At 35.6% G+C, this 25,643-nt stretch carries 21 protein-coding genes; 8 read left to right on the top strand and 13 right to left on the bottom strand.

The window, feature by feature from the left end:
• Positions 1-262: 262 nt before the first annotated feature.
• From J7E16_RS06470 to deoC, 5 genes are all read right to left on the bottom strand, one after another.
• Entirely contained in the window at positions 263-1,657 is a 1,395-nt protein-coding gene (locus tag J7E16_RS06470; protein ID WP_214890102.1) for a TIGR02679 domain-containing protein, read from the bottom strand.
• Complete coding sequence (locus J7E16_RS06465) at positions 1,623-5,939, bottom strand: TIGR02680 family protein (protein WP_214890099.1); 4,317 nt, start codon at positions 5,937-5,939, stop codon at positions 1,623-1,625. Before J7E16_RS06465 ends, J7E16_RS06470 begins: the two co-directional genes overlap by 35 nt.
• Position 5,940: 1 nt before the next feature.
• On the bottom strand, positions 5,941-7,101 hold the full coding sequence (locus J7E16_RS06460) for a TIGR02678 family protein (RefSeq protein WP_214890096.1): 1,161 nt from the start codon (positions 7,099-7,101) through the stop codon (positions 5,941-5,943).
• A complete protein-coding gene (locus J7E16_RS06455; protein WP_214890094.1) occupies positions 7,091-8,599 on the bottom strand; it encodes a TIGR02677 family protein in 1,509 nt (502 codons plus the stop codon). The genes J7E16_RS06460 and J7E16_RS06455 overlap by 11 nt, the downstream gene beginning before the upstream one ends.
• A gap of 333 nt (positions 8,600-8,932) precedes the next feature.
• Positions 8,933-9,619 carry a deoxyribose-phosphate aldolase gene (deoC, locus tag J7E16_RS06450; protein ID WP_214890091.1) on the bottom strand — a complete coding sequence of 229 codons (687 nt, stop codon included), beginning with the start codon at positions 9,617-9,619 and terminating at the stop codon, positions 8,933-8,935.
• A gap of 288 nt (positions 9,620-9,907) precedes the next feature.
• On the opposite strand from deoC, the gene J7E16_RS06445 reads away from it, so the two are divergent.
• Both J7E16_RS06445 and J7E16_RS06440 read left to right on the top strand, forming a co-directional pair.
• Positions 9,908-10,924, top strand: a complete 1,017-nt coding sequence (locus tag J7E16_RS06445) for a Gfo/Idh/MocA family oxidoreductase (protein WP_214890088.1) — start codon at positions 9,908-9,910, stop codon at positions 10,922-10,924.
• Positions 10,925-10,978: 54 nt separating this feature from the next.
• Positions 10,979-11,956, top strand: coding sequence for a Gfo/Idh/MocA family protein (locus J7E16_RS06440; RefSeq protein ID WP_214890086.1), 978 nt, complete (start codon positions 10,979-10,981; stop codon positions 11,954-11,956).
• A gap of 43 nt (positions 11,957-11,999) precedes the next feature.
• On the opposite strand, the gene J7E16_RS06435 is transcribed toward J7E16_RS06440, so the two are convergent.
• Positions 12,000-12,866 (bottom strand): MurR/RpiR family transcriptional regulator, encoded by an 867-nt coding sequence (locus J7E16_RS06435; protein WP_353049870.1) that lies wholly within the window; start codon positions 12,864-12,866, stop codon positions 12,000-12,002.
• Positions 12,867-13,166: 300 nt separating this feature from the next.
• On the opposite strand from J7E16_RS06435, the gene J7E16_RS06430 reads away from it, so the two are divergent.
• On the top strand, positions 13,167-14,168 hold the full coding sequence (locus J7E16_RS06430; RefSeq protein WP_214890084.1) for a nucleoid-associated protein: 1,002 nt from the start codon (positions 13,167-13,169) through the stop codon (positions 14,166-14,168).
• Between the two features lie 77 nt (positions 14,169-14,245).
• On the opposite strand, the gene nth is transcribed toward J7E16_RS06430, so the two are convergent.
• Positions 14,246-14,902 carry an endonuclease III gene (nth, locus tag J7E16_RS06425; protein WP_214890082.1) on the bottom strand — a complete coding sequence of 219 codons (657 nt, stop codon included), beginning with the start codon at positions 14,900-14,902 and terminating at the stop codon, positions 14,246-14,248.
• 241 nt (positions 14,903-15,143) lie between these two features.
• On the opposite strand from nth, the gene msrA reads away from it, so the two are divergent.
• Together msrA and J7E16_RS06415 are read left to right on the top strand one after the other, a co-directional pair.
• Complete coding sequence (gene msrA, locus J7E16_RS06420) at positions 15,144-15,986, top strand: peptide-methionine (S)-S-oxide reductase MsrA (protein ID WP_214890080.1); 843 nt, start codon at positions 15,144-15,146, stop codon at positions 15,984-15,986.
• A gap of 68 nt (positions 15,987-16,054) precedes the next feature.
• A complete protein-coding gene (locus J7E16_RS06415) occupies positions 16,055-16,558 on the top strand; it encodes a hypothetical protein (RefSeq protein WP_034546648.1) in 504 nt (167 codons plus the stop codon).
• 181 nt (positions 16,559-16,739) lie between these two features.
• Here the strand turns inward: J7E16_RS06415 and J7E16_RS06410 are convergent, their stop codons facing one another.
• Together J7E16_RS06410 and J7E16_RS06405 are read right to left on the bottom strand one after the other, a co-directional pair.
• Complete coding sequence (locus J7E16_RS06410; RefSeq protein ID WP_034546650.1) at positions 16,740-17,390, bottom strand: SDR family oxidoreductase; 651 nt, start codon at positions 17,388-17,390, stop codon at positions 16,740-16,742.
• Between the two features lie 55 nt (positions 17,391-17,445).
• On the bottom strand, positions 17,446-18,318 hold the full coding sequence (locus J7E16_RS06405) for an aldo/keto reductase (protein WP_034546652.1): 873 nt from the start codon (positions 18,316-18,318) through the stop codon (positions 17,446-17,448).
• 432 nt (positions 18,319-18,750) lie between these two features.
• On the opposite strand from J7E16_RS06405, the gene J7E16_RS06400 reads away from it, so the two are divergent.
• Positions 18,751-19,164 (top strand): MerR family transcriptional regulator, encoded by a 414-nt coding sequence (locus J7E16_RS06400; protein ID WP_214890078.1) that lies wholly within the window; start codon positions 18,751-18,753, stop codon positions 19,162-19,164.
• A gap of 131 nt (positions 19,165-19,295) precedes the next feature.
• Positions 19,296-19,865 (top strand): YdeI/OmpD-associated family protein, encoded by a 570-nt coding sequence (locus J7E16_RS06395; RefSeq protein ID WP_214890074.1) that lies wholly within the window; start codon positions 19,296-19,298, stop codon positions 19,863-19,865.
• A gap of 222 nt (positions 19,866-20,087) precedes the next feature.
• Here J7E16_RS06395 and J7E16_RS06390 read toward each other — a convergent pair whose 3' ends face one another.
• The 4 genes from J7E16_RS06390 to J7E16_RS06375 are packed head-to-tail and all read right to left on the bottom strand — an operon-like array spanning position 20,088 to position 23,716.
• The gene (locus J7E16_RS06390; RefSeq protein ID WP_214890071.1) at positions 20,088-21,089 is read right to left on the bottom strand and encodes an ABC transporter permease; all 1,002 of its coding nucleotides are present in this window, start codon (positions 21,087-21,089) and stop codon (positions 20,088-20,090) included.
• Positions 21,090-21,101: 12 nt separating this feature from the next.
• Positions 21,102-22,214 (bottom strand): ABC transporter permease, encoded by a 1,113-nt coding sequence (locus J7E16_RS06385; RefSeq protein ID WP_214890068.1) that lies wholly within the window; start codon positions 22,212-22,214, stop codon positions 21,102-21,104.
• 1 nt (position 22,215) lies between these two features.
• The gene (locus J7E16_RS06380) at positions 22,216-23,070 is read right to left on the bottom strand and encodes an ABC transporter ATP-binding protein (protein WP_214890065.1); all 855 of its coding nucleotides are present in this window, start codon (positions 23,068-23,070) and stop codon (positions 22,216-22,218) included.
• Between the two features lie 25 nt (positions 23,071-23,095).
• On the bottom strand, positions 23,096-23,716 hold the full coding sequence (locus J7E16_RS06375; RefSeq protein WP_214890063.1) for a TetR/AcrR family transcriptional regulator: 621 nt from the start codon (positions 23,714-23,716) through the stop codon (positions 23,096-23,098).
• A 294-nt stretch (positions 23,717-24,010) separates the two neighbouring features.
• Here J7E16_RS06375 and J7E16_RS06370 point away from each other — a divergent pair, with 294 nt between their 5' ends.
• A complete protein-coding gene (locus tag J7E16_RS06370) occupies positions 24,011-25,492 on the top strand; it encodes an aldehyde dehydrogenase family protein (protein ID WP_214890061.1) in 1,482 nt (493 codons plus the stop codon).
• Positions 25,493-25,643: the final 151 nt, after the last annotated feature.

Genomic DNA, 25,643 nt, shown 5'->3' with positions numbered 1-25,643 from the left:
GGTTTTATTTTTGGTTGTCTAAAAAAAAGCACATTTTTCGCTGTAACGATAAAGGGACATCCTCCTAATTTGGTGTGGTAACTTAATTATGCAAGATATCTCTTTTTTGTAACCGATTCATTATTCCGCTACATCCTGTTTACCATTTTTTTGCCATTGTCCCTTGGAGTTGGTCAAACTAAGATTCATTGTTTATAGTCAAATGAAATATGACCTAAGTTAATCGAGTGCTGGCTTATTGCTTACAGGAAAATTAATTTAATCATTCTAAAATAGATTGTTTTTTGATAATTTTATCCTTAACAAGTTCTTCAAATGCTGACATAAATTGTTCTTGGTAAAAAGGCACACGGTTTTTTTGCAGTAATTTGCTTGCCTCAATCAGTTGAGGGTGATTAATATTTTTCAACTTATTTATTCGAGGCATATTCAGTTGACTCGTGCTTTCTTTTTGATACCAAAAACTGTATTTTTGCCAAATTGTTTGCAGTCGAGGATAACGTTTCACTAAATTCTGAGCGATCAATAAACCTTCTGGATCAAAATCTCCTGCATAATAAAGTGGTGTATCTTGATTCTTATTAACTAAATCAATAAACTTCAAAGTAGCCAAATTCGGTTGACCATGAACACAAATAAAACTGATACCATGACTGAAACTACTCAATAGTTGTGAGTATACTCCACTGTTTTCAATAAGCACCACGGGTTGATTTTTGTAAGAATGAATTTTCTCCAAACGGTTTACTTCCCTCAATGGCACATTGAGCGCACTTATTGCTTCTGCAGCTTGTACAAGCCATTCACATTGTTTTCCATCTTCTAGAAATCCTTCAAATCCATAAACACTGACAAAATTAGCAATATCATCTTTATACAAATAGAACTGATTTAACAATTCATTTGTTGATTCTAAAGTCGTCTCATTTAGTTGATTTTCTACTAATGTTCCCACTGCTTCTTGTGTAATAAGCCACTGCATAGTCATTAAAAAGGCGTTATAATTGATTTCATTTCGATCCAATCCATGTGGATCCTGGGTCACTTCCTGTGCAAAAAAAGGGAGCCGTTTATAGCTTTGTCTGCTTAGTTGTCTTAATAAGGATTCAATCATTTTTAAAGTAAAATCCATCCAAATGACAGCTTGCTCCATAGCTTCCTGTGCAAGCAGACGATTAAGCTGATTACTTCCACTAATCTCTCCATCTCTTACACCTTGTATCCATAAAGAAGCATATTCCTCTTGATATTTTTCTAAATACCTTTGAAAAAACTGTTCTTTTTGCATTACTAGCCGCTTTGACTTCATTTCTTTTGTTTCAATTTTTTCATTAAAATAAACTTCAAGAAGTTCTTTTAAACTTATTCTTTGAAACTTTGTTTGCTGCAAGACTTCTTCAAAAGCCTTCAGCGAAAACTGAATAGTGCCATTTTTATTATACATTTTTGAGAAATACCGTGACAGTTCTTCATACTCTTCCACATTAGGCTGGTTTATTGTAATGTTTCCACCTATATGGCTTAATGAGATATATTTTTCCCGCATGGCTGTAAACGAGCGATCAAATCCTTTACGCTCATGAAAAAAAATACTGGCATCCAGACGAAGCTGGTAGTCATCATCAGAATAATTTTGATTGTTCAATGACTGGCTCACTTAGGTCCATCCTTTCTTTTACTTCACTAATTTCGGCTTGTCTCTTCTCTTCTTGTTTTAAATCACTCGCCAGTTTACTAGTTGTATCGGTTGCTTCTTGCTTTCTTTCATCAAGTTCTTCTAAGTTAGGTAACGCTAATAACCGTTCTTTTCCATTCCAACTGTATTGAATAACCGTCACAAAATCAGCGCTATTCGGTCTGATCAATTCACATATAGATAAACTCTTAACATTAGGATAATCTCCCCATAAAGACTGAGAAGTTAATACATAGTTAAAATTCAAATCTTCTATCAAGCCAAACATATCTTGGATATTCAGCTCATCTACTCCGGCAAAAGCTTCATCTAATACCACAATATATGGAGCATCTTTTTTAGCGTGCTGATAACGAGAATGGGCTGCTGAAAATAATGGGATATACATTGTCATTGCTTTTTCTCCACCACTCATTTGATTGAACGCTCTATTTGTCAAAGGACGAAAATCTTGCTCTCCTTTTTTATAATGCAATTCAAAATTAAACCAATTACGGTAATCTAAAATCTGAGTTAATGCTTGAAAAAAAGATTTTTCTTTCCCATCATCTTTTGCTTCAGCTCTAGCATAATCAATTTTAGACTGAAAATGTTGGCGTACTTTTTCAATTTCTGTTTCTCGTAATAAATCTGGTCCTTTTCTAAGAATAGTAACAAGCTCTCTTGTATTCATCTGTTGCTCAGTTTCTCCAGTGATGGGCTTCCAGCGGATTGAAAATAGCAAACCAGAAGAATTATGACGTTTACGCATGTAATTTTCTGTTTCCTGGACCCATTGTTCAGCACGCAATACCTTACCTTGAATCATTTTCCCTAAATTATTGATAATAATATCTCGGTAAAGACGATCCTCATCTTTTCTTAGCATTAATTTTTGATACTCTAAGTCCTCCTGCAGTTGTTCATAAACTTGCTGAATGCCTTTTCGACTGCCTCTATATTCTGCTATCAATACAGTCCTTTGTGTTTCATCATACATTTGATTTACCACTATCTGCCATTCTGTTTTTTTACGACTTTCAGCGTAATAATCAATATCAATCGTCATTAAAGTCTCTAAAGGTTGCACGATACGGTAATCCATTAATTGATCATAGACGCGAGTGTAAACACTTGATAAACGATTATGTGCATCTTTTGGTGTAGCATACGTTTTCTGTTGCAACTGATCGAACAACGTTTTCAACACGTCGGTTGCTTCAAGTTGCACCTCATCTTTCCCTTGAAATTGAAGTTCTGCTTGAAGTAGTTTTTCCCAATTTAAAACAAGTTCTTGATTGAATGTAACATTTTCCTTTTCTATGCGTTCTTTTTCTTCTAAAGTTGGTATGCGTTCTTCTAATCTAACCCTGACGTCTCTTGCCTGAGTACTTTGTTTCTGTGCTTTTTCAAAATCTCGCTTCACCTGCTCAATTTGCTGTTGAAGATTCGTTTCGCCCATTTCTTTCAAGTGATTCAGAACACGCTGATAATCAAATTGAAAGTGTTGGATGTCTTCTCTTATTGCTTGCTCTTTTTGACGTAAATCATCTAAATCTGCTTCGGACTCTTCTAAACTGATTTGAGACTGAACCATTGCTGCCTTCTTATCTTGACTACTCTCATAAAGTTTTTCTAATTCTTTTAATCCCAATTGATACATCGGACTATCTTCTTGTGCTTCCTGGTAGCTTTTAAAATTAAACTCAAAATTAAACTCTTTGGTTTTTTCTTTTAATACTGCTTCTTGATTTTGTTTGAGATTAATGCATTCTTTAAGCAAATCATCTTTTCTTTTAGCTTCATTTTCTTGATTTTTTGTTCGTTGTTCTGTTTCGCTCACACCATTAAAAGCTACGCGCATATCTACAGGACTAGGTTGGTCTATCTTCCACTGCTGATTTTCCCATTGTTTATCTTCTAATTTTTTTACTTGCTCTTTTATTTCTAATTGTTGCTGTACGATGACTGAACTACGATCTTCCAATTCATTGATTTTGGATTTCCGATAATCTTCTCGTTGTTTTTTCCCAATAAAATGTTGTGCACCATACTTTTCCTGTGGTACATTTCCCAAAATAATGCCTAAGCTGTAAGTTCCATCTGTAGTAAATTGAGGAATCTTTCTTTCATTGGAATTTAATTTATCACAAACCACAATGCTTTCAATTATGTCTTGCACTCGATTAGCGATGAATAAGTTTTCACTGACTGGTACAACAAATTGTTCTAATGTCTGGCTATTTTTTTGTGGATTGGCTTGTAATATACGGTTATGCTTTACTCCCTCTGCCAAATCATCCTCCAGAATAAGAGCATCCAATAAGCCACTATCTTCCAATGCTGCCTCAAGACTTTGGCGGATGTCTTCTGAGACTGTTTCTTTGAAATCAATTGCCTGATAAAGCGGAAGTATCATTTTCCCAGCTTCTTTCAACACTTGCCGTTCTTTTTCTGAAGACGCTAGCCGTTCTGGTTCAGGATCAAATAACTGCTCCCATTTCAATTTTTCTTCTTGTAAATTTGACCAGTTTTGGTCAAGTTGTGAAAGCAGATGTTCCAAATTTATTTTTTCATATTGCAGTTGTTCAATAAAATCTGAAGCTTTTTTTAAAAAGGGTTTTACTAGCTCTTCTTCTTCAGTTTTTTCATAGATATAATCAACTTTTCGTTCGAATAATTGTTGTTCTGATTGGTCGAAGGTTAACCAGTCACTACTAGCCAGCCATTGATACACGCGATCCCGAAATTGATTTTTTTCTGATATTAATATTTCTTGGTATTGTGTTAAATCTTCACGTAGTTTTTGCAATGCCTCGCGAGTAATATCAAATTCTTTAAAATAATTCGTATACGTTTGCGTGGTTTCTTGGTACGTTTGCCATAACTTTATGACAAAATTGATTTGTATACGGTACTCGCTGATTTTTCCACTCCATGTCGTTAATGTTTCGCTCCATGACAACTCATTGGTTTTTAATTGCATTTGTTGAAAATAAAAATCATGATTTGGGTATTGAACAGTCTCTTGCAGTCCTTCTAATTCACTCAATTGACCAATTGTCTCTTTCTCATTCCGGTAAATAGCTGTCTCCATGTTGTCCACTTGATTACGATATTGATTAATACGTTCGCGCTTTTTATCCAATGCCTCTTCTTGTTTATAAAGTTCCTTATTTGCTGAATTGATTTTTTTTTCCAAAGTAAACTTTTTTTCCTGATACGTAAAAATTTCACTACTCTTTAGCGTTTCTAATTCTATCTGTAAAGACTGACTTTCGCGTTCTTTTCGCTGTTCCAATTGTTGATTAGTTGACAAATCTTTTAACAGATTGCTTATTTCTTGTTGCAAACTTTCTAAGGCTGCCTCTAAACCTTTATTCTGTTTCTTTGCTTCAAGATAGTGATTTAATTTAGTTTTGAGTAATGTATCGTTGTATTTTTGGTATTCCTTTGACAAAAAATTAAATTGTGTGATTTCATTTTTCAACAGATCAATTTGATCTCGATGATCATCCATTGTCTCCATTGTTTCAGCTAAGGGTCTCAATTCATCTTCCGTTAAAGCTGGCAAAGACTTATTTAAGATATCATAAATAGTTGACGGTTTAAAATTGTTCGAAAGTTTTGGCGCTCTTATTTGAACTAAGAGTTCCATTAGTTCTTCAAAAGCTTCAATTTCTTCGTAACCAAACAATAACCGGTTGACCATTTGAGCATAATCCTTTTGTCCTTTAACAACTTGGCCTCCTTCACCAATAGCACTCACGAGTTGTTTACGAGTTAAGGGGATTTTATTGGTTGTTTGGTTGATTCCTTTTTCTTCTTTAAACAGTTTCAAATCATGGCCGATTCGACGATTATCTGTGATAGAAAAACCCCATGAATCCAAATCAGATCCTCTTGATTTCCGTGCATTCAATCCCATGCCTATCGTTAGGTATTGTGGTGTATCCTCTCGTTTAAACTCAAGATATAAATACCCCGTTTTTTCATCCATCTCTTCGTAAAACCCTTTTTCTCCAAGTAAATAATCGATCATACGGCGATCACGCGACCCAAATGAATCCATCCGTTCAGGACTTTTTCTGCCATCTAATAAAAAGGGAAATAGGCTGGTCATTGTCACGGTTTTTCCTGAACCATTACTTCCACGCAATAATAAGTGCCCATTATTAAAAGAAAATTCTTCTTCATCGTAGTACCAAAAATTTAAAACACCTGCACGATTCAGCATCCATTTATTAACTTGATCAACTGTCATCTCACAAACTCTCCTTTATCTTGTCTTTTGTTTCTTGAGTATATTCTCCAATCAACCTTCCACTAGAGGGATAAAAGCGAATCATTACCTCATCTTCAATGGAACAAAAATCCCAAATTACCATCTCATTAAGTAATATACTCAATAAACTGCTAATAGTTTTTTCAATCAACATTTTACTCCAGCCTAGTTGAAACCTTTCTTTTGTCTGCTCCAATAAAGTTTCGCAGTGCATCCTAGAGAGCTGTATTTCTCCATATTCATTTGGCAGCAGTTTTTCTTTTTCAATTTCTTCCCTTAAGAGTACAAACCATTGTAAGATCAAACTACTGCTATTTTTATTATCAGGAAACAAAGTCAATTTCCCTCTATCTTCACGATTCGTCGCTGAAGCTAAATTTTTATACACTTCTAATTGAAAATAAGTATACTTTTCTAAATCATCTTGAATACTATTACGATAATTTCGAATATAAGCAAATTCTTCACCATACTGCCGACGCAATACTGCGGGAGAATACAGTAAATTTCTATACACTTTTTGTCGCCTTATTTCAGTATCCTCCAAATTTAATGCTTGTTTATGGTATTGCTTAAATTCAATAAACGAATTAAATTGTTGATAGTCCTCTGGGTAACTACGTAAGACATACCGGCTCATTTGTGTAACTTCATATAAAACATCTGCTTCTTGGTGGTATTTGAAATTAGTTGTATCTCCATCAACTTGATGAATCAACTGCTGCTCTACACAATACGTCATTGCTCGAACAAAATTCATTCTTGTTTTAAATGTCGACCAGTCTACCGTTTCTTGATCAGTCCAAATATACCCAAGTTCTTCACAAATATTCGTCAGTAAAAATTGTTCGCTACTCATTTTTTCTTCTAAATAAACCAGTATCAAGCTATACATTGTATAGTCATCCTGTTCACGAAATGTATCGATTCCCATCCATGAGGCATAATGATCTGGAATCTTTTCAAGCATAATGAATTGCCCATGAATGTACAAATTAGCTCCTAATTTTTCATTACAAAACTTTCTGATTATTTTTTGCTCTTCACGAATCATACGATAAAGCTGGGGGTCTTTTCCTTTAATGATCCACTTATTTTCCATCAATACATTTATGCATTCCCTTATACGTTCATTTTCCATCTATTTTACCTACCTTTACAAATCGAAATGCTGGCAACTGGAGGCTCCCATCTTCACTTTCAATTTTTACATGGTGTCCAGGAATACGCTCGATACTAATTTGATAGCCAAAGTCAGTCTGCACGATTGCAATAGAAGTCTCTTTTTTAAATTGAGCTTTCGATAACCAGCCTAAAAATATTTTTCTAGCCTCAATCGGAACTCGTGTCCCTTCTTTCAACTCAAATCGATCCTCAACAAACAATTTTTCTAATAATTCTTTACTAAGCTTCATTTGTTTCAAGTATAATTGACGTTCATTCTGTTTGTCTTCACTTTTTGTTTGAACTCCACGTGTTCGTGTATTACGACTAGTTTGGCGATTTGTTCCTTTTAAACCTATCACTTCAGGCTTGTCATCCCAAACATCATCCATTATATTCTCCGTTTTATCCGCTACTCCATAATAATGCTGTGTATGATCTAATCCAAACAATTTAGAGTAGATTTCTTTAGCTTCTTCAAGCGTTTCAGCTTCATGAAACCATTCTGCTATTCGCAAATAATCTTGCTTTCTGCTCCGAAACTGGTGGCTGCGGTCACTCAAACGTTGCACCATTTTTGTAATGCGCCTTATCGCTTCATTTGTTATTTCTTCTAAAATAGCTGCTTCAGACTTTTCTTTCCCTTTTCCTAAAAACCATCTTTGTAAACTGTGGTATTGATCAATTAATTTATCTCTTTCTGTTGCTAAACCCTCTTGACCCTCATTATTGCTTAACTTTTGTTTTTGTTCATGTTTAGCAATTCGTTCAAAGCAGATAATTTCCCAATTATTTTCCGTTTCATATAATACTTTTTGTAATTTCGGTTGGATATTTTGTAACGAAATAATAAAATTTTTCAAATAACTGACGAATGTATCTTTATAAATCAGAAATGATTCGGTTTCAGTTAAATCTTTAATGCTCTCTCCCTCCAACGAAGCCGTATAATCAGTAGCATTTTGCCATATTTTATTAAATAAATCTAATATCTCTTCCCAATCCTGATACAGTTCCTCTTCTGGATATGTTTGAACCTGCGGAGAATTAACGAAAGCGATTAAACGATCATATAATCGTTCAAATCGTGTCTTTTCTAGCGACCCACCAAAGCTATCGCCTATATTTTCTAACCGTTGAACCATTCTTTCAATTTCTACTGTATACGGGGTACAGCTGTATTGAAATCGTTTCTTTTTAAATTCTTCAATGGAATGGACCCGACCCGTATCTTGACGAACAGATAGGTTACCCCATTCCCTAAGATTATCTAAATCTCTTAACAAATCATCAAAAGAATTGTCCTGAAACACCGAATAGCGGCTCACGACTTCATAGATTTCTTGCGCTTTCACATAATGATTCATCCGTTCATGTTGTAGATAGCAGTACCTCATTATACTACGGTACCTGCCAGCATTTTGAGCTGTTAAATAACTGGTTTCTGTAATTTTACGAAACATTTCTGGATTCATATTTTTCTCCTTTATGCAGTAAACTAGCTTAATAGCTTTTTAATTTTCAAGACAATAAAATTCTTATTTCCTTCGTCTAATTATAACATTTCCAAGTAGCCTAATGCGTTGTAAGCTGTCCCTCAACCTTTTTTTGCTATCTAGACAAAACAGACCGCCTATCAATCTTAAATGTATGTTTGCTTAATTAAAAAAAGGATAAAAAAGAATCTTACTTAAAGATTCTCCCTTATCCTTTTAATAATATGACTATCTTTACCTTATTTCTGTTTATGTGAATTTTAGGCTCTATCAATATTTGGCTATCAACTCTTGCATTGCTATAAGTCAAATCTATTTGGCTAATGCTTTATATTCATTGATGATTTGAATGCCTGAACTTGTTCCTAGTCGCTCTGCTCCAGCTTCCACCATTGCTTTAGCTGTTGCAAAATCACGTATGCCCCCTGCTGCTTTCACCTTGACGTTTGCTCCAACAGTCTCTTTCATTAATCTTACATCTTCGATCGTAGCGCCACCAGTGCCAAAACCAGTCGATGTTTTCACAAAATTCGGTTTGACTCTTTTAGCAATTTCACAGACAGCAATCTTTTCTTCATCTGTCAGATAACAGTTTTCCAAGATCACTTTACTTAAAATATTGTTTGCTTGACAGACACTTACGATTCCAGTCATTTCCTGTTCAATATATGCTAAGTTCCCATTTTTCAGTTCGCCAATATTGATCACATAATCGATTTCATCAGCCCCATTTTTGATTGCATCCGTGGCTTCAAAAACTTTCGTAGCAATTGTGGTCTGGCCGAGTGGAAAACCAATTGCTGCTCCAACATGAACGGGACTTTCTTTTAATAACTCTTTACAGAAAGCAACAGGTGCTGAATTGATGGCTACCATTTTAAACCCATAGTCGTCAGCTTCTTGACAAACTTTTTCAAACGCTGCTTTCTTTGCATCTGCTTTTAACAAAGTATGGTCTACCATATTTGCTAGTTCTGCTACACTTAATTGGAATGTCATTTTTTCTTCCTCCTCTAATTGAATCCGATTTCATTTTACCACAATTAAGGTCCTTGTATAGCTGACCCTAGAATAAAAGAAGCCCTTCTCCCTAAATTATGAAACTTATAATTTTCACTATTTTAGGTGAATAGTCTATCCGCATCATGATACATTGAACATAATGTTCAGAATACCTCAATTTATTTAGCAGCAAGAAGAACATGAGAACCTTAATGACTGAGTAATGACCTATTTCAATCATTTTCATATATAATCTAATTATCACATACTATAGGAGGTTTCTTTATGTTAACAATAGCTTATATCGGCAATGGAAAAAGTACGAATCGCTATCATTTACCTTTTTCACAAAAATCTGAAAACATTAACGTGAAAACTATTTATTCTCGTCATGCAGATAGCCCATGGGATAAGGTTCCTGGAGTCCATTACACAACGAATTTAGAAGATATCTGGAATGATCCAGAAATCCAGTTAGTTGCAATTTGCCTTCCAAGCTCATTGCATTTTGAATTTGCAAAATTAGCCTTAGAAAAAGGGAAAAATACGCTAGTGGAAAAACCTTTTACCGAAACAGCTCAGGAAGCAAGGGAACTATTTGAGTTAGCAAAATCAAAAAATTTACTTGTTCAATGTTACCAAAACAGACGCTATGATTCAGATTTTTTAACCGCTCAAAAAGTGATTGACAGTGGCCTTATTGGTGAATTACTGGAAGTTGAAATGCATTATGATTATTTCAGACCAGAAGTTCCAGAAAATTCTAAAGAGTTTTCGGCTGCTTCAAGTTATTTGTATGGGCATGGATGCCATACCATTGATCAAGTTCTTTCCTACTTTGGAGAACCAGATTCCATTCATTATGATGTGAGACAGTTATTAGGTCCTAATCGAATGAATGATTATTTCGATTTGGATTTTTATTATTCAAAAACGAAAGTTTCGGTTAAATCGAGTTATTTCAGAATCAAATCACGTCCAAGTTTTGTCTTATATGGTAAAAAAGGGATGTTTACCAAGCAAGAAAAAGACAGACAAGAAGAACATCTAAAACTATTCTATATGCCCACTAACCCGGATTTTGGCATCGATACGCCTGATCATTATGGTACGTTGACCTATGTAGATGATAATGGTCTCTATCACGAAGAAAAAGTCGTTTCAGAAATTGGGGATTACAGCCATGTTTATGAAGGCTTACATGAATCAATTATAAATGGAAAAGATAAGCTAGTGAAAGATGAAGAAACCATTCGCCAACTAGAAATACTCGAAGAAGGTATTCAAAAAATAAATAACTAATTTATGTTATTGGTTAAAAAACACGAATTATTCAATCAAGAAAGAAGGTTTACCATGAAACTTGCGATTATAGGTTCAGGAATGATAGTGAATGATTTTTTAACGATGATTGGCGATATTCCTAAGATTCAGTTAGAAGCAATTGTGGGTACTGAAAGAAGTAGCGATAAAATGAGGCTTTTAAAAGATAAATATGGCATTAATCAAGTCTTAACTAACTATGACGATTGTTTGAAAAGCGATGACGTAGATACCGTTTATATTGCATTACCCAACCATTTGCATTTCTCTTTCGCTAAAAAAGCCATCCTTAGCAAAAAGAATGTCATTTGTGAAAAACCCTTTACTCTCAAATCATCTGAAATGAAAGAGTTGCGAGAACTAGCTTTTACAAATAAAGTACTGTTATTAGAAGCTATAACCAATCAATATTTAGCCAACTATAAAAAAATAAAAGAATCGCTAAAGGATATTGGAGCTATCAAAATAGTTGAATGCAATTATTCACAATATTCTTCACGATATGATGCCTTTAAAAAAGGAGAAGTGTTACCTGCTTTCAATCCTAAAATGGGTGGTGGAGCTTTAATGGATATCAACATTTATAACATCCATTTTATAACAGGTCTTTTAGGTGAGCCCAAAAAAGTAGCTTACTTAGCCAATATTGAAAAAGGAATCGACACTTCTGGCATACTCAGTCTTGATTATGGGGATAAAAAAGTAGTCTGTATAGGCGCTAAAGATTCTACAGCTCCGATCAGAACCATTATTCAAGGCGATAAGGGAGCTATCATTATTGAAGGCCCTACAAGTACTATCGATAAATTTACGGTAATAGATAGTCAAAATAAGAGCAAAACGATTGATTCTAACGTTCATGTGCATCGAATGTATGAGGAATTCACCGAATTTGAAAGGATCATAAGCGAAGCTGACTTTGAAACGATGACGAAACACCTTGATCACAGCGAAATAGTTATGGGTGTTGTCGATAAAGGATTAGAATCTGCTGGTATAACATTAGGATAATTTTTATTAAAGGAAAATTGTACTATCTCATAGATGACCATCTCTATATTTCTTCAGATAGAATTCCTTTTTCAATCAGAGCTTGTTTTTTCTTCAAATTTGCTAGATTATTCCTGTATTCTTTTGCATATAAAACAGAATAGATTGTGTTCAAAATATATTCAAACGCAACTTGCGATGCAAACGTTCCAATCTTTACAAAGTCATATTCTTCTTGAACGACTAGTATTGTTTTGGTAGCTAACTTAATCAAATCAGAGTTTGGATTTCCCGTGATCAAAATTGTTGGAATCGTTTCATTAGAAAAATGTTGTAGAATTCGATTATTATGCGGACTAATCCCCCCATAAGATAGAAATATAGCACAATCATTTGGGGTAAGATTGGATGCATTCCAAGCTACATCTGCATATTCTTCAGAAATAATGGCGAATTTATTGATCTTTATTAATTTACTTTGAAAACTTCTAGCTCGTACTTGTGAATCGCCACGAGAAAACAAAAAAATACGTTCAGATTTATAAATCATCTCTGCCACTGATTTTAGCAATTCTTCATCTAATTGAGCTAACGTTTTTTTCACCGTATCAATAGTTAAATCTGCCATATTCTTAGCGATATCCATAGTCAAATCCTCTTGTTTAAAAGGGAAGTTTGCATCTACTTCACTAGGCAAATGCAATTGGTTATAAACTACTTCTGAAATAGCGACTTTAAAACTTCTAAACCCATCATATCCTATTTTTTTACAGAGTCGGATAATCGTTGAGTGAGAAGTGTATGTTAATTTTGCTAGAACATCAATATTTATAGTTGGGATAGTAGTGATATTTTGGATAATATAGTCGGCAATTCTCATTTCCGTATTTGTAAAGTTCGTTTGATTTTTCAACATATTCAATACTTGCACTACATTTAACAACTCCTTTATAGAATAATTTTATATCATTTAGCGATCATTTACTATATGACCGTGAGCTTAAACGATCATTAGTTTACATTTAAAATGGCGGATCGTCATAAAGAAGAAGCCCCTAACGTTAGAGCTTTTAAATTTAACGTCATAGGAGTTTTTTTATGATTCTCAATTATATGTTTCCAAATTTCATACTAGGTTGTTCTCTTTCACTTATCCTTCTTGAAAAATCACTTTTGTGGATTCCAAATATATGAGATACTACTAAGCGTGACTGAAAACGGAGGGAACAATATGATCTATATAAAAGAAGCCATTTTACACATTTTTGATTTGAACAGTAACGAACCTATCTTCTCTTTTGCCGGGCTAGACCTTACGGAGAAATTTACATTTGACTATCTTCATGCCATGATTGAGAAAGTAGAAGATTCAGATAATATGAAAACGGGGATATTAGCAGCAGACAATCCTTTGATCCAAGCATTTTCTACTACCCAAACTGATTTTATTGAGACAACTAAAACGTTGACCGAAAAATTCTTTTCGATTACGAAACTCAATCCAGAAATACCGCCAGCTGATTTATTATTTGTCTACTTTACCTTGGATGAAGTGCCGCATTTAGGATTGTTCAAATTAAATTACTCTGACAGTATCACTCACTATGTTTCGTATGAAGAAGAAACGCTGACGAACCAGTTGATCATTAACCGTTCTATCTTGCCGAGCGCTCGCCAAGCGATCCATGAAGGCGTGGTATTAAACTTGAGCAACATGGAATACCACGTGATCGAGAAAAAGCATCTGATTGCTGAATTAACAGAGAAAATTTATTATTTCACCGAATTATTTTTAGAAGATAAGCCACAGCCAAGTCTTAAAGAGAATATTTCAATCATTAAAAAAGCTGTTCAAAAAACCAGCAAAGCCTTTGATGATGAAGAATTCCAAGTACTAGCTGATACAAAAGATGCATTGGTTCATAGTATGACGGAAGAAAATGTCATTGATAATCTAGTGATTGCTGAGACGCTTTACGGCAATAACCATGCAAAAAAGGAAAAGTTTTTTGAAGAAATCAAAGAATTGGGTTATGTAGATCGTGCTCCTGCTGAAGTGGCCGTAGCTGGACCAAAATACTCAAAACAGAAATTTCGTTTAGATAACGGGATCGAGATCAGTATCCCGATAGAACTTTACCGAGATCCAGACGTTGTCGAGTTCATCAATAATCCAGATGGAACCACTTCTGTTATGATCAAAAATATTGAAAAAATAAAAAACTTATTTTAAGAGATCTTCCTTTGTACGAGCCTTTCAATGCTCAGCACAGAGGAAAATTTTTCATTTATGGTAACGCTTGTTTAAATTTAGACAGCATCCATTGGATCAGTTGAATCTACTTCTTCTATATTCTCGTACAGCTGTGGATAATCATGACACTTCATATTTCTAGGTGTACATATTTCTTTCCCGAATGAGATCATAGCTTGGTGTGCTCTCCCCCAGTATTTTGCTGGGATAATTTCTGTTATGCGTTCTTCAATTTGTTTGGGTGTGGCATTTTCGTCTACTATTTTGTGGTGTTTACAGATTCGGGTGACATGTGTGTCTACCGCAAAGGCGTCTTGGTTAAAAGCGACATTCAATAATATATTAGCTGATTTAGGTCCGATCCCCGTTAACGATTCTAGTTCCTTACGTGTATTTGGAACTTTACCATCAAATTTTTCAAGTAATTGACCGCTGCTTTTATAAATATACTTTGCTTTATTTCGGTAGAGTCCGACTGTTTTTATGTAGGTTTCAATTTCTTCAGGTGAAGACTCGATAACAGCTTGAGGATCTGGGTAGCGTTCGAATAACTGATCTTTCACTTTAGCAACTGACTCATCTGTTGCCTGAGCACTTAGTATGACGACCATCAACAATTGAAACGGATTTTGATAACGCATCGTTGGTATAGCATCAGGATAAAGTTTCATAATTTCATAGATAACATGTTGAGCGGATTCTTTTTTCAGCATAGTATTTCCTTCCTTTTATTCAGTTTTTTTTAATATAACATATTTTCAGTAGCATTAAAATCAAGGTTACAGTCTCTTGATTTCTATGAAGCTAGGATCATAAGGACAGGTTTAGTTAGAATCATGCCATTCTAACTTTTAATATTTAAAATAACGTTTCAACAGTTCTTTAGTATTGTTAGCTGAGGTATAATAGAAAAGAGAATTGTTCTTAAAAATATGCCTATGGAGGGTCCTCGATATGAGACAGAATGACGAAGAAACGCTCAACAGTTTATATAATCTGATCCTTGATCCAGCGACTCGTGAATGGGAACGGTCATTATTATCTTCAATCAAGAATGCCTTAGAAAACGGAGCAAATTTTGACGAACAGCTTGCAAAACTTGAGGCTGATTTACGTCCACTCGCTTTAAGAAATAATTTAACTCCCAATGTAGCTGATTTTTATAACCGTATGACCGGTCATGCAGCTGCTGACGTTTCATTTGATTTCACGAAGCACGCTATAGATGATCTTACCTATCAAGATTCCGCGATATTTGCGGGTGGTTGTTTCTGGTGTATGGTAGAACCTTTTGAAACCCTTGATGGGATCGTTTCAGTCTTATCTGGCTACACCGGAGGGCATGTGGCTCATCCCACTTATGACCAGGTGAGCGGCAAGTATACCGGCCATGTCGAAGCGGTCGAGATTATTTTTGATACGCGGATCATACAATACGCCGATCTGGTAGAACTTTACTGGCAGCTGACGGATCCAACAGATGAATTTGGTCAATTTCAAGACCGAGGCAGCCAGTACCGCCCTGTTATTTTTGTTAAAGATGAGCACCAACGACAGATTGCCGAAAAATCAAAACAGCAATTAGCGGATTCTGGCAAATACAAGCAACCGATCGTCACATCAATTGAACCAGCCACCGTATTTTGGCCAGCTGAAAATTATCACCAGCAATTCTATAAAAAAAATCGTACGAGATACAAAAGAATTGAACGAGCGCGTCAACAATTTTTGACCTTCCAACGCTTGCAAAATAAACTCCGGACCGAACTCAGCCGATTTACTAAGAAACAAGGATAGTTAAGTGGTAAGCAGCTGTTTCTCTTTTTGAACATTCTGCTTATCCTATCAAAAGAAAGGACGCTACTATGAATAAAATAGTCAAGATCAATGATAAGATGCAAAAAGGGGAATATGAATTGACCCAAGAACCGGGTGAAAACTTCGATCCTGAATTTAAACCTGAACTGTCCCCCAAGGAACTCTTGGAAATGGGTATTTTCGGCGGAAAATACATGACTGATTGTACGGATGAATTTCCGAGTGATTGGTTTGAACATGCTAAATTATCTCCTGAAAAGAAAGATATTTCTTTAAACTATTATCAAGTCGATGCTTCATTGTCTTTGAAGGCGTGGCAAGAAAAAGGCTGGATCCATTTGGGCGATCCTCGAGGCTGGTTCCAATGGTATTGTCGTTATTACTATGGCCGCCGATTGCCTGAAGAAGATCAGATCCAAATTAAAAGATGGAAAGCCATAAAAAGACATGCTGGAGCTATCAAAAAAAACTGCGAGAAAAAAGACCAGAGCTGTAGAAAAAAACAAAGACAAACTCTTCTTCATTGGGCATATGATAGTAGAAAAATCTAACTCTAAAAAATCAGATAATAGAAAAAGACCTCAAAAGGCAAACTGTTAAAAGTCTGCCTTTTGAGGTCTTTCGTTTAACTTTTTTCTGATCCTAATCTGTATTTCCTAAGCTCTTTCAGCTGTGCAACACTTAATTATAATTTTGCTGTTGCCCGAATCGTGTTTTTTATTTCTAGAATGATCACAACTTGCTGATAGCTTCTTCAACAGCTGTATTACCAGCCAGAACTTCAAATTCTTGCTTGATCGTGTTGTCATTATGGAGTACCGAAACCAACGCCTGAGCCACATCTTGACGTGGAATTTTATTGATTTCCTGTCCCATACCAACTTTTATTTGATTGGTACCAGGTTCATCAACTAATATACCAGGATGCACGATTGTCCAATCGAGTTTGGTACGATTCTTCAACCATTCATCAGCATAATTTTTTGCGATCGTATAAATTTGCAAATCCTGTTTTTGAGCCATTGCTTCACGGCCTGTACGGAAAGTGCTGACCATGACAAAACGGTTAACACCAGCTTGTTCTGCAGCAGTCATTGCTTTGATAGCTCCATCTAAGTCGATCAAAACAGTTTTATCTAACCCACTTCCACCGGCTCCAGCACTGAAGATCACCGCGTCGACATCTTTCATGGCTTCAGCCAATTCAGCTACTGAATTATTGACAAGATCTAAGAGAACTGTTTCGATCCCTCGTTCTTCGAAAAAACTAGCTTGTTCAGCACTTCGGATCATTGCACGTTCTTCAATAGAAGGATCCTCTTTAATAAAATCAGCAAAATGACGAGCTACTTTCCCATTGGCACCTATAACTAATACTTTCATTTGAAAACTCCTTTCGATAAATGATACGAATTTAAGCAAGTATACCTAATATCTCTTATTTTTTGTTGTGTTGTGATTTAAACACTGGCATAGCTTCATCATCACCATACGTTTCGATAAGCGGCAACTCATTTAAAGCCTTCATATCTTCCTCAGAGATCGTAAAATCGACTGCAGCGTTCGATTTCATATGATCTTTATTAGTCGATTTAGGTAAAGCAACAGTGCCTAATTGTAGGACATAGCGAATACTTAATTGTGCAGGCGAAGCCTTATATTTTTCAGCTATTTCCTTAACCACCGGATGATCAAGAATAGCACCATGAGCAATCGGTGAGTAAGCTTCGACAACAATATCATGGCTTTGACTGTACTCGATTATATCGGTAGGAACATTTGTAATGTGTGCGAGAATTTGGTTCACCATTGGTTTGACTTTCCCATTATTTATTAAGTTTTCCAGATCCTCTTTTTCAAAGTTAGAAACCCCGATTGCGCGTATTTTACCCGCTTCATAAGCTTCTTCTAAAGCACGCCATGCTGCTAGATTACCTTCAAAGTAATGGTTGCCATCACGGAAGTTCTCCCATGGCTGCGGACTATGAATGATCATTAAGTCGATATAATCCATATCCAAGCTTTTAAGCGATCCAGCGATTGCTTTGACAGCTTCATCGTAGTTTTTGATATTGCCTCCAAGCTTTGTAGTGACAAAAATATCTTCACGGTCAACACCTGACTCTTTGATACCAAGACCTACACCTTTTTCATTGCGGTATGCTTCAGCCGTATCGATATGACGGTAACCTAAATCAAGAGCATCCTTTACAACTTGAACAACGGCCTTATTGTTGATCATCCATGTTCCTAAACCTAATTTAGGGATCTTAACGCCATTTGATAATGTATAAGTTTCATTTAATACCATTTTATTGCCTTCTCTCGTTTAGTTTTATTAATACGTCGTTATATTGTCCTTTTTTGTCTTCAATGGTGCCAAATCTAGGAGCAAGTGTTGTACTTTTAACTAGCTCCGGTATTTTGTAATAGGTGAAGTGAAGAAGCTGATAAACTAAATCGGAACTTGATCCCTTTTTTAAACCTCCCCTTCTCCATATACAACATCTTAAACCTTAGAGTTAACTCTAGGTCAAGTAATTTGCTTCGTTTTCTTTTAATTTTAGCGAAATACACGCATTTATCTAAACAAGTGCACGACTATTTAGCCGGTTAATTTTAAATAAAGTGAAGTTGTCACACAAGAGTACTGCTTTGACGCATCAAGATAATCGTGCTAAAATTTGGGCCTACTCTATTAGAGTTAGCTCAAAGTTTAGTTTTCTAGAAAGGAAGAAAATTGATGGATACCTATTCAATCAGCGAAGTAGCAAAAAAATTAAATCTTACCACGTATACCTTACGTTACTATGATAAAGAGGGACTCATACCTTTTGTCAAACGCACACCAAGCGGAACTAGACAATTTAAAGACTCCGATGTCGACGCCTTAAAAATAATTGAATGTCTAAAATCTACCAGTATGCCTATAAAAGAGATCAAACATTTTATTGATTGGTGCTCTATGGGAGACTCTACGCTGCAAGAAAGATACGATATGTTCTTAGAACGAAAAGCTATAGTAGCAGCACAGATCAAAGACTTGGAGCAAGCTATGGAGCTTCTCGAACATAAGTGCTATTATTACAAAACAGCCCTTGAGGCCGGTACAGAAGATGTTCACCAGCCTAAAAAAATAGAGGTTCCCCATCACTAGAAAATCTATTTCAAACCATTCGACTAGAAAAGGTTAATTAGTTGAGCAATTATTTCTGAATTCCTCTATCTTATTGACCATTGCTCAATCCTAGCAACTATTCTATCAAGCTTGAAAGGATCTGTTCAAAAATGGAGATCGAAAATGTGCTTAGAATTAAGACTAGACAAGATTTAAGAGATTGGCTTGAGATACATTCAGCAACAGAAAATTTTTGTTGGGTGATCATCAATAGGGCTGCTGGAACCTATCTTGTTCAGTACTTAGACATTGTTGAGGAAGCATTGTGTTTTGGTTGGATCGATGGCATCAGGAAAAAGATATCTGATACCGAATTAGCGCAACGAATCTCCCCGAGAAAGAAAAAAAGTAACTGGACAGAATTAAATAAAGAAAGAGCAAGAAGATTAGCTAAATTGGGTTTGGTGAAAGACAGCGGCCTGAGAGTTCTTCCCGATATGCAGCCTGAGTCTTTTTCTATCGATCAAGTTATTGAAAATCGTTTGAAAGAAGATGACCAGTTATACCAAAACTTCATTAACTTTCCTGACCTGTATAAAAGGATCAGAGTGGAGGCAATACAAGGTTATAAACATGACCCTGCTATTTTCAATAAACGATTGGACAAGTTCATTAAAAATACAAAACAAAATAAAATGTATGGCCAATGGAATGATAATGGGCGCCTACTCGATTATTGATGATATCCACCTAGTTATTAGAATACAACGACAAAATCTTGTATGTGAAATTTACTTAGAAGCCTCTCTAGTTACTCAATAAATGTGAAAAGAGGACGCACTCTTTTCTATTTGATTACAAAAAAAGCTTTGATATTATATATATCAAGGCTTTTTCACACGCAAATTTTTTCTGTTTTATCACCCTGATAAATAGTCATCAGAAGGACAGCAATTTAAATTTCATTTCAACCCTTTTCTTATTTTTGGTGCTAATAAAAGATAGATAATACTGCTTAGAAGTAAAACAATTCCAGCGTACATAAAGATTTGCCCCCAAGTTCCCGTTTGAGACAAGATAATATCATTCCCTTTATAGGCCCAATAGAAGGGATTCCAATAAAAGAATTTTTGCCATTTATCTCCTAGCATCTCAATTGCTAGTACACCTGCAATCAAAGGCAAAAATAAGAGTTTGATACTGCCAGCAGCACTCATAATATCTTTGTTTGTAACCCCTTGGATAAACCCTACAATGATACTGAGTAAACTAGTTACCAATAAAATAAGTAGTAATTGCACTAGATTTATTTCGCTAAATCCGGTAAGCATAATTAACGCAATTGATCCGAACAGTGTAAAAATAATACCTATAACACTCTTACCTAAAATAAAGGTTGTTCTACTTGTTGGTGTTACATTGATTGCACTTAAGGTGTTTTCTACTTTCTCCTCAACGATATTTAAAGCAATCAACATTCCAGCAAGTATCGATATAAAGAGTATCGAAATATTCACCAGTATCTTCTTGAGAGGCGGAACCGTTCGCCCAAACTCAATGATTTCGCTAGTTGAATCTTCTACATTCATATCTAGTTCATAAAAGCTGGTCAATAATTTTGCGTATTCAACGACACCTTCCGGTTCATCTCCTTGTGTCATTAAATAATAGCCATCATTTTCAGGAATGATACCGATAATAGCATCTCTCTTTTCAACTCTGTTCTTTATTTCAGCTGTATTTTCGAACAGTTCTATCTTAGCAAATTGCTCTAAATATTCTACTTGGACCGTATTTTCTCCTTTTATTAAAGCCAGATCAACAGTCGTATCATTTATCCCTGGTGAAAAAACATTGATCAATACCGCGAATAAGATGGGAACCACCAGTATATAAAGAGAAATGAAATCTTTTGAATTTACTTTTAAGTCCCGCTTGAAAATGATCCATATTTTATTTAGCATACTCGATCCTCCTTACCTTAAAAGTGTTTTTTTGTATCTGCTATTTGAAAGCATGAATAAAATAGATCCAGCAATTAAAAAGCCCCCTGATATGGTTAAAACATATGCCCAATCATTATTCCCAAGGAGGACTGACTTGAATCCTTCTAGCATTTGATAAGATGGGATCAATTTTATAAAACTTGGACTCCAACTTGGGATAAGATACGCGATATTCGGGATAATCATGAGCATCATAAAGACATAAATAGCTCCAAATGCTTCCATAATATTCCTATAGAAACTAGCTATCAACAATCCAAGTGAGGATGAAAAGAAAGCTGTACTAATTAATAGGGCTAATAATAATAAATAGTCTGGTTTAAACCTCATGATCGGAAGAAGAACAATAAAGCTTGATACGATACTAGTCACCATGATCACGCCTATTTTGCTCAATAAATAGTGCCAGACAGGAGATGGTGTCAGCGCGTAAGCTTTTATGACCCCTTCTTGTTTATCCAAAAAGATATAAGCCGCTATAATAAACAACCCCATAAGAGCTCCGTTAAATACTAAGACTGACGGCATCATATTTTCTTTATCTGACAGAGACAATGCAGATGTCGTAGAAAGGGGTCTGACATCCTGGCTGTCCATAGTTGTTTCTAGCGTTTCACTTGATTCGACATGGAGTATTTTCAACAAATTTTTAAATTTATCTGATTCATAGCCTTGCAAGTAGTATTGATACGTTAACTTTTGTTCGCTATCCATTGTAATCACCGCAGCCACTTTTCTTTCTTTATCTGCCAGATACTCAGCGTCTTCTCGGCTGTTCAATAGATAAATTTCTTTGTCTTCTGTAGTGTACAAAGAAGCCTGCTTTTCTTTTTTATCAACCTCTATTTTTACAGCTTCAGACTTGCCATCTAAATCTTCAGCGGCTATTGCTTTTAAATAGACCTCACTTACTTGGTTTGGCATGTCTAAGTAGAGGTATTCTGATGATTTATTATTAAAATTATCTGGAACTGCAAATAGGAAGATTGCTACTATTAAAACGGCCATAAATAATTCAATGTAAAAGTAAAAACCTCTAGAGGCTATTTTCAACTCCTTTATAAAGCTTGAAAAGAGTTTCATCTTAGATAAGCCCCCTTCCAGTGACCTTGATAAAGATTTCTTCTAGTGTTGCTTCCTTTGTATGCATCGTTTGTATTTCATGGTTTTCAATAATTTTCTGAAGCAACTTTTTGTCTTCTGTAAGCACGGTGGACAACGTTTCTTTGATTACCTTTCCTTTTTCTAAATACTCTATATCTACTAACTTAGCGCCATATTGCAATTTAAGGTTTTTTGGAGAATCGATCAACTTGATTTCTCCGTCAACGATAAACGCTACTCGGTCGCAAAGTTCATCGGCAATAAACATATTATGGGTCGTTAAAAATATCGTAACGCCTTCTTCATTTTTTTGCTTGATGATATCTTTGATATCTGCAGCAATTGCTGGATCAAGACCAGTAGTAGGTTCATCTAAAAACCAAAGATCAGGATCATTTATCATAGAGCGTGCAAATGTAAGTCTATGTTTCATTCCCTTTGAAAATTCTCCAGCCTTAACATTTTCTTTTCCTTCTAAACCCACAAGCTTCAAAAGCGTCATTGGATCGATCGTGGGAACATCGAATAACTTCCCATAAAATGCCAGATTTTCTTTAGCTGTTAATTTGCTATAGACATTTGACTGTTCAAAACTCATACCTATTTTGTTAAGGCGATCTTTTGAAGGATCCTTTATATCGTAACCCGCAACAGACACCTCTCCCTTTTGCAACTCTAAAAGACCCGTCAGGATATTTTGCGTCGTTGATTTACCTGCACCTGAGGGCCCTAAAAAGCCAAACACCTCACCTTTTGCAACTTCGAAACTAACATCTTTCACTTGATACTTGCCGTCATTATTGTATGAGTGATATAAATTTTTAACACTAATCATAGAAAACAGTCCTCTCATTAAAAGATTAGTTTGATTTGTAGAAGCTCGACTTAAGGATAGTTATATAACTTAAAAATTCTTTTTCAATGAACCGATAATCAAATTCCCTCTGGCCTTTTTGTATTTCTAGTCTAACTTCATCGCTATATTTTTCTAAGGTCCATCTGATGATATCGATCGCTTTTTTCACATCTATACCTTCTTTAAAAAGAGCATAATCAACATTTTTGGTATAGATCTCACTATAAAGTTCTAGCGGAAAATTAGGGTTTATACGCATGATTTCATCAGCTGTTTTGTCTTTAAATACGATCAGAGAAAAGTCGGTTAGATAGGGGTATTTTTGAAATACTTTAAGCTTAATCATTGCTATTTCTTTTAATCGTAAGATGATATCTTTTTGCTCCCAATCTAATCCCTCAATGATACTTTCCATAATGACTTTGATCACAAAATATTCTAAGTAGTTATATAATTTTTCTTTATTGCCAAAATAATGAAACAATAGCCCCTTAGATATAGCTGCATCTTCGACGATCGTATTCGTTGAAGCTTTTTGGAATGTATTTACACTAAATTCTTTCATCGCACTGTTAATGATTCGTTCCTTTTTTTCAGGGTCTACATTTATTAATAATTCTTCCATCTCTTTATCCCTTCTTTGATAATCATTTTTTGACTACTTCGGTCAATTCGATTATAACTTATTTTGACTAAATTGGTCAAAATATTTCACTAACTAGAGCACATAAAGTTAAAAAATTTGTAGTTTAAAGGCAACTATCCACCTCTTTTTTTATGAACTGGATCTGCATCATATTCTTCAATCAAGATAAGTTTTTTTGTGGCCTCAGGACTTCTTCAACTAAAAAGTAAGCGTTTCATGTTACACTGTGACTAGATTTTGATTATAAATATACTTTGAGAAAGGAAGACAGCAATGACAATGAAAGATGTACAATTAAATTCACACTATCAACTTTTGATTAATGGAGAATGGACTTCTGGTACCGGAGATAAAAAAATAACTGCCTATAATCCAGCTAATGGAGAAAAATTGGCAGATATTGTAAATGCTACTAATGAAGATGTTGATGCTGCAGTTGCAGCAGCTCAGGAAGCATTTAAAACCTGGTCTCACACTTCTGTTAAAGAACGTTCTGCATTACTCCTTGAGATCGCCGATCGGATCGAAGCAGAAGCTGATCGCTTTGCTATGATCGAAACACTAGACAACGGGAAACCGATCCGGGAAACGGCTGGGGCAGACATTCCTTTAGCCATTGATCATTTCCGTTATTTTGCTGGCGTTATCCGTAGTGAAGAAGACACTGTCAAAATGATCAACGATAATACGATGTCAATCATTATACGCGAGCCACTTGGGGTCATCGGACAAATTGTTCCATGGAACTTCCCATTCCTAATGGCGGCTTGGAAGCTTGCTCCAGTAATCGCAGCGGGTGATACATCGGTCATTAAACCTTCCTCTACTACTTCTCTAAGTGTGTTAGAACTAGGAAAAATCTTTAAAGATGTTTTACCACCAGGAGTGATAAACATCATTACTGGAAGTGGTTCTGATACAGGAGAATATTTGCAACACCATAAAGGCTTAGACAAACTGGCCTTTACCGGTTCAACTGAGGTAGGACGTCAAATCGGAATTTCAGCCGCAGAAAATCTGATCCCTGCTACTTTGGAACTAGGTGGTAAATCAGCTAATATCTTCTTTGATGACATGGATATGGATCAAGCACTTGAAGGTGTGCAGTTAGGCATTTTGTTCAATCAAGGACAAGTTTGCTCTGCCGGTTCTCGTATTTTTGTGCAAGAGTCCGTCTATGAGGAATTCATGGAACGCTTGAAAGAGGAGTTTGCTAAAGTTAAAGTCGGCATGCCTTGGGAAGAACATACGATGATGGGTGCTCAAGTCAACGAAAATCAAATCAAAACCATTGAAAAGTATGTCACGATTGGAAAAGAAGAAGGCGCTAAAGTGATCACTGGAGGAAGCCGTTATGATGAGGGTGACTTGTCACAAGGAGCATTCTACAAACCTACACTACTTGAAGTAACGAATGATATGCGCGTAGCACAAGAAGAAATCTTCGGACCAGTCGGTGCAGTTATTAAATTTAAAGACGCCGATGATGTCATCGCGATGGCCAACAATAACGAATATGGGTTAGCAGGCGGTGTTTGGACAACTAACTTGAATACTGCATTCAAAGTAGCTCGCGGCATTCGTACCGGTCGCGTATGGGTAAATACTTATGCCAGTTTTGAGGCTGGGGCACCATTTGGCGGTTACAAGAATTCAGGTATCGGTCGCGAGACGCATAAAATGATTCTCAACGCCTATACACAAACCAAAAATATTTACCTGAATTTAAACGAAGGCCGTCAAGGAATGTACTAATAGACAACTGAAAAACGCTTGAAGATTCCGATAATTTGGGTCTTCAAGTGTTTTATTGTATTTAAACGATGAATTGTAATATTAAGTGCAACACCCAAGACGAAATAAAAGAAACCCATGACGTCCTCGTATAGAATGAAGTTACCACACT

The sequence above is a fragment of the Carnobacterium sp. ISL-102 genome (assembly GCF_018612935.1).
Lineage (GTDB): Bacteria > Bacillota > Bacilli > Lactobacillales > Carnobacteriaceae > Carnobacterium_B > Carnobacterium_B alterfunditum.
This window is presented reverse-complemented; position numbering and strand designations above follow the sequence as displayed.

Coding starts and splice junctions, on each gene's coding strand:
- J7E16_RS06375 (WP_214890063.1), bottom strand. CDS start 23,716: ATGGAAGAATTATTAATAAATGTAGACCCTGAAAAAAAGGAACGAATC.
- nth (WP_214890082.1), bottom strand. CDS start 14,902: ATGCTGAAAAAAGAATCCGCTCAACATGTTATCTATGAAATTATGAAA.
- J7E16_RS06415 (WP_034546648.1), top strand. CDS start 16,055: ATGAATAAAATAGTCAAGATCAATGATAAGATGCAAAAAGGGGAATAT.
- J7E16_RS06410 (WP_034546650.1), bottom strand. CDS start 17,390: ATGAAAGTATTAGTTATAGGTGCCAATGGGAAAGTAGCTCGTCATTTT.
- J7E16_RS06430 (WP_214890084.1), top strand. CDS start 13,167: ATGATCTATATAAAAGAAGCCATTTTACACATTTTTGATTTGAACAGT.
- J7E16_RS06455 (WP_214890094.1), bottom strand. CDS start 8,599: ATGAATCCAGAAATGTTTCGTAAAATTACAGAAACCAGTTATTTAACA.
- J7E16_RS06385 (WP_214890068.1), bottom strand. CDS start 22,214: ATGAAACTCTTTTCAAGCTTTATAAAGGAGTTGAAAATAGCCTCTAGA.
- msrA (WP_214890080.1), top strand. CDS start 15,144: ATGAGACAGAATGACGAAGAAACGCTCAACAGTTTATATAATCTGATC.
- J7E16_RS06460 (WP_214890096.1), bottom strand. CDS start 7,101: ATGGAAAATGAACGTATAAGGGAATGCATAAATGTATTGATGGAAAAT.
- J7E16_RS06390 (WP_214890071.1), bottom strand. CDS start 21,089: ATGCTAAATAAAATATGGATCATTTTCAAGCGGGACTTAAAAGTAAAT.
- J7E16_RS06405 (WP_034546652.1), bottom strand. CDS start 18,318: ATGGTATTAAATGAAACTTATACATTATCAAATGGCGTTAAGATCCCT.
- J7E16_RS06440 (WP_214890086.1), top strand. CDS start 10,979: ATGAAACTTGCGATTATAGGTTCAGGAATGATAGTGAATGATTTTTTA.
- J7E16_RS06380 (WP_214890065.1), bottom strand. CDS start 23,070: ATGATTAGTGTTAAAAATTTATATCACTCATACAATAATGACGGCAAG.
- J7E16_RS06370 (WP_214890061.1), top strand. CDS start 24,011: ATGACAATGAAAGATGTACAATTAAATTCACACTATCAACTTTTGATT.
- deoC (WP_214890091.1), bottom strand. CDS start 9,619: ATGACATTCCAATTAAGTGTAGCAGAACTAGCAAATATGGTAGACCAT.
- J7E16_RS06400 (WP_214890078.1), top strand. CDS start 18,751: ATGGATACCTATTCAATCAGCGAAGTAGCAAAAAAATTAAATCTTACC.
- J7E16_RS06395 (WP_214890074.1), top strand. CDS start 19,296: ATGGAGATCGAAAATGTGCTTAGAATTAAGACTAGACAAGATTTAAGA.
- J7E16_RS06465 (WP_214890099.1), bottom strand. CDS start 5,939: ATGACAGTTGATCAAGTTAATAAATGGATGCTGAATCGTGCAGGTGTT.
- J7E16_RS06445 (WP_214890088.1), top strand. CDS start 9,908: ATGTTAACAATAGCTTATATCGGCAATGGAAAAAGTACGAATCGCTAT.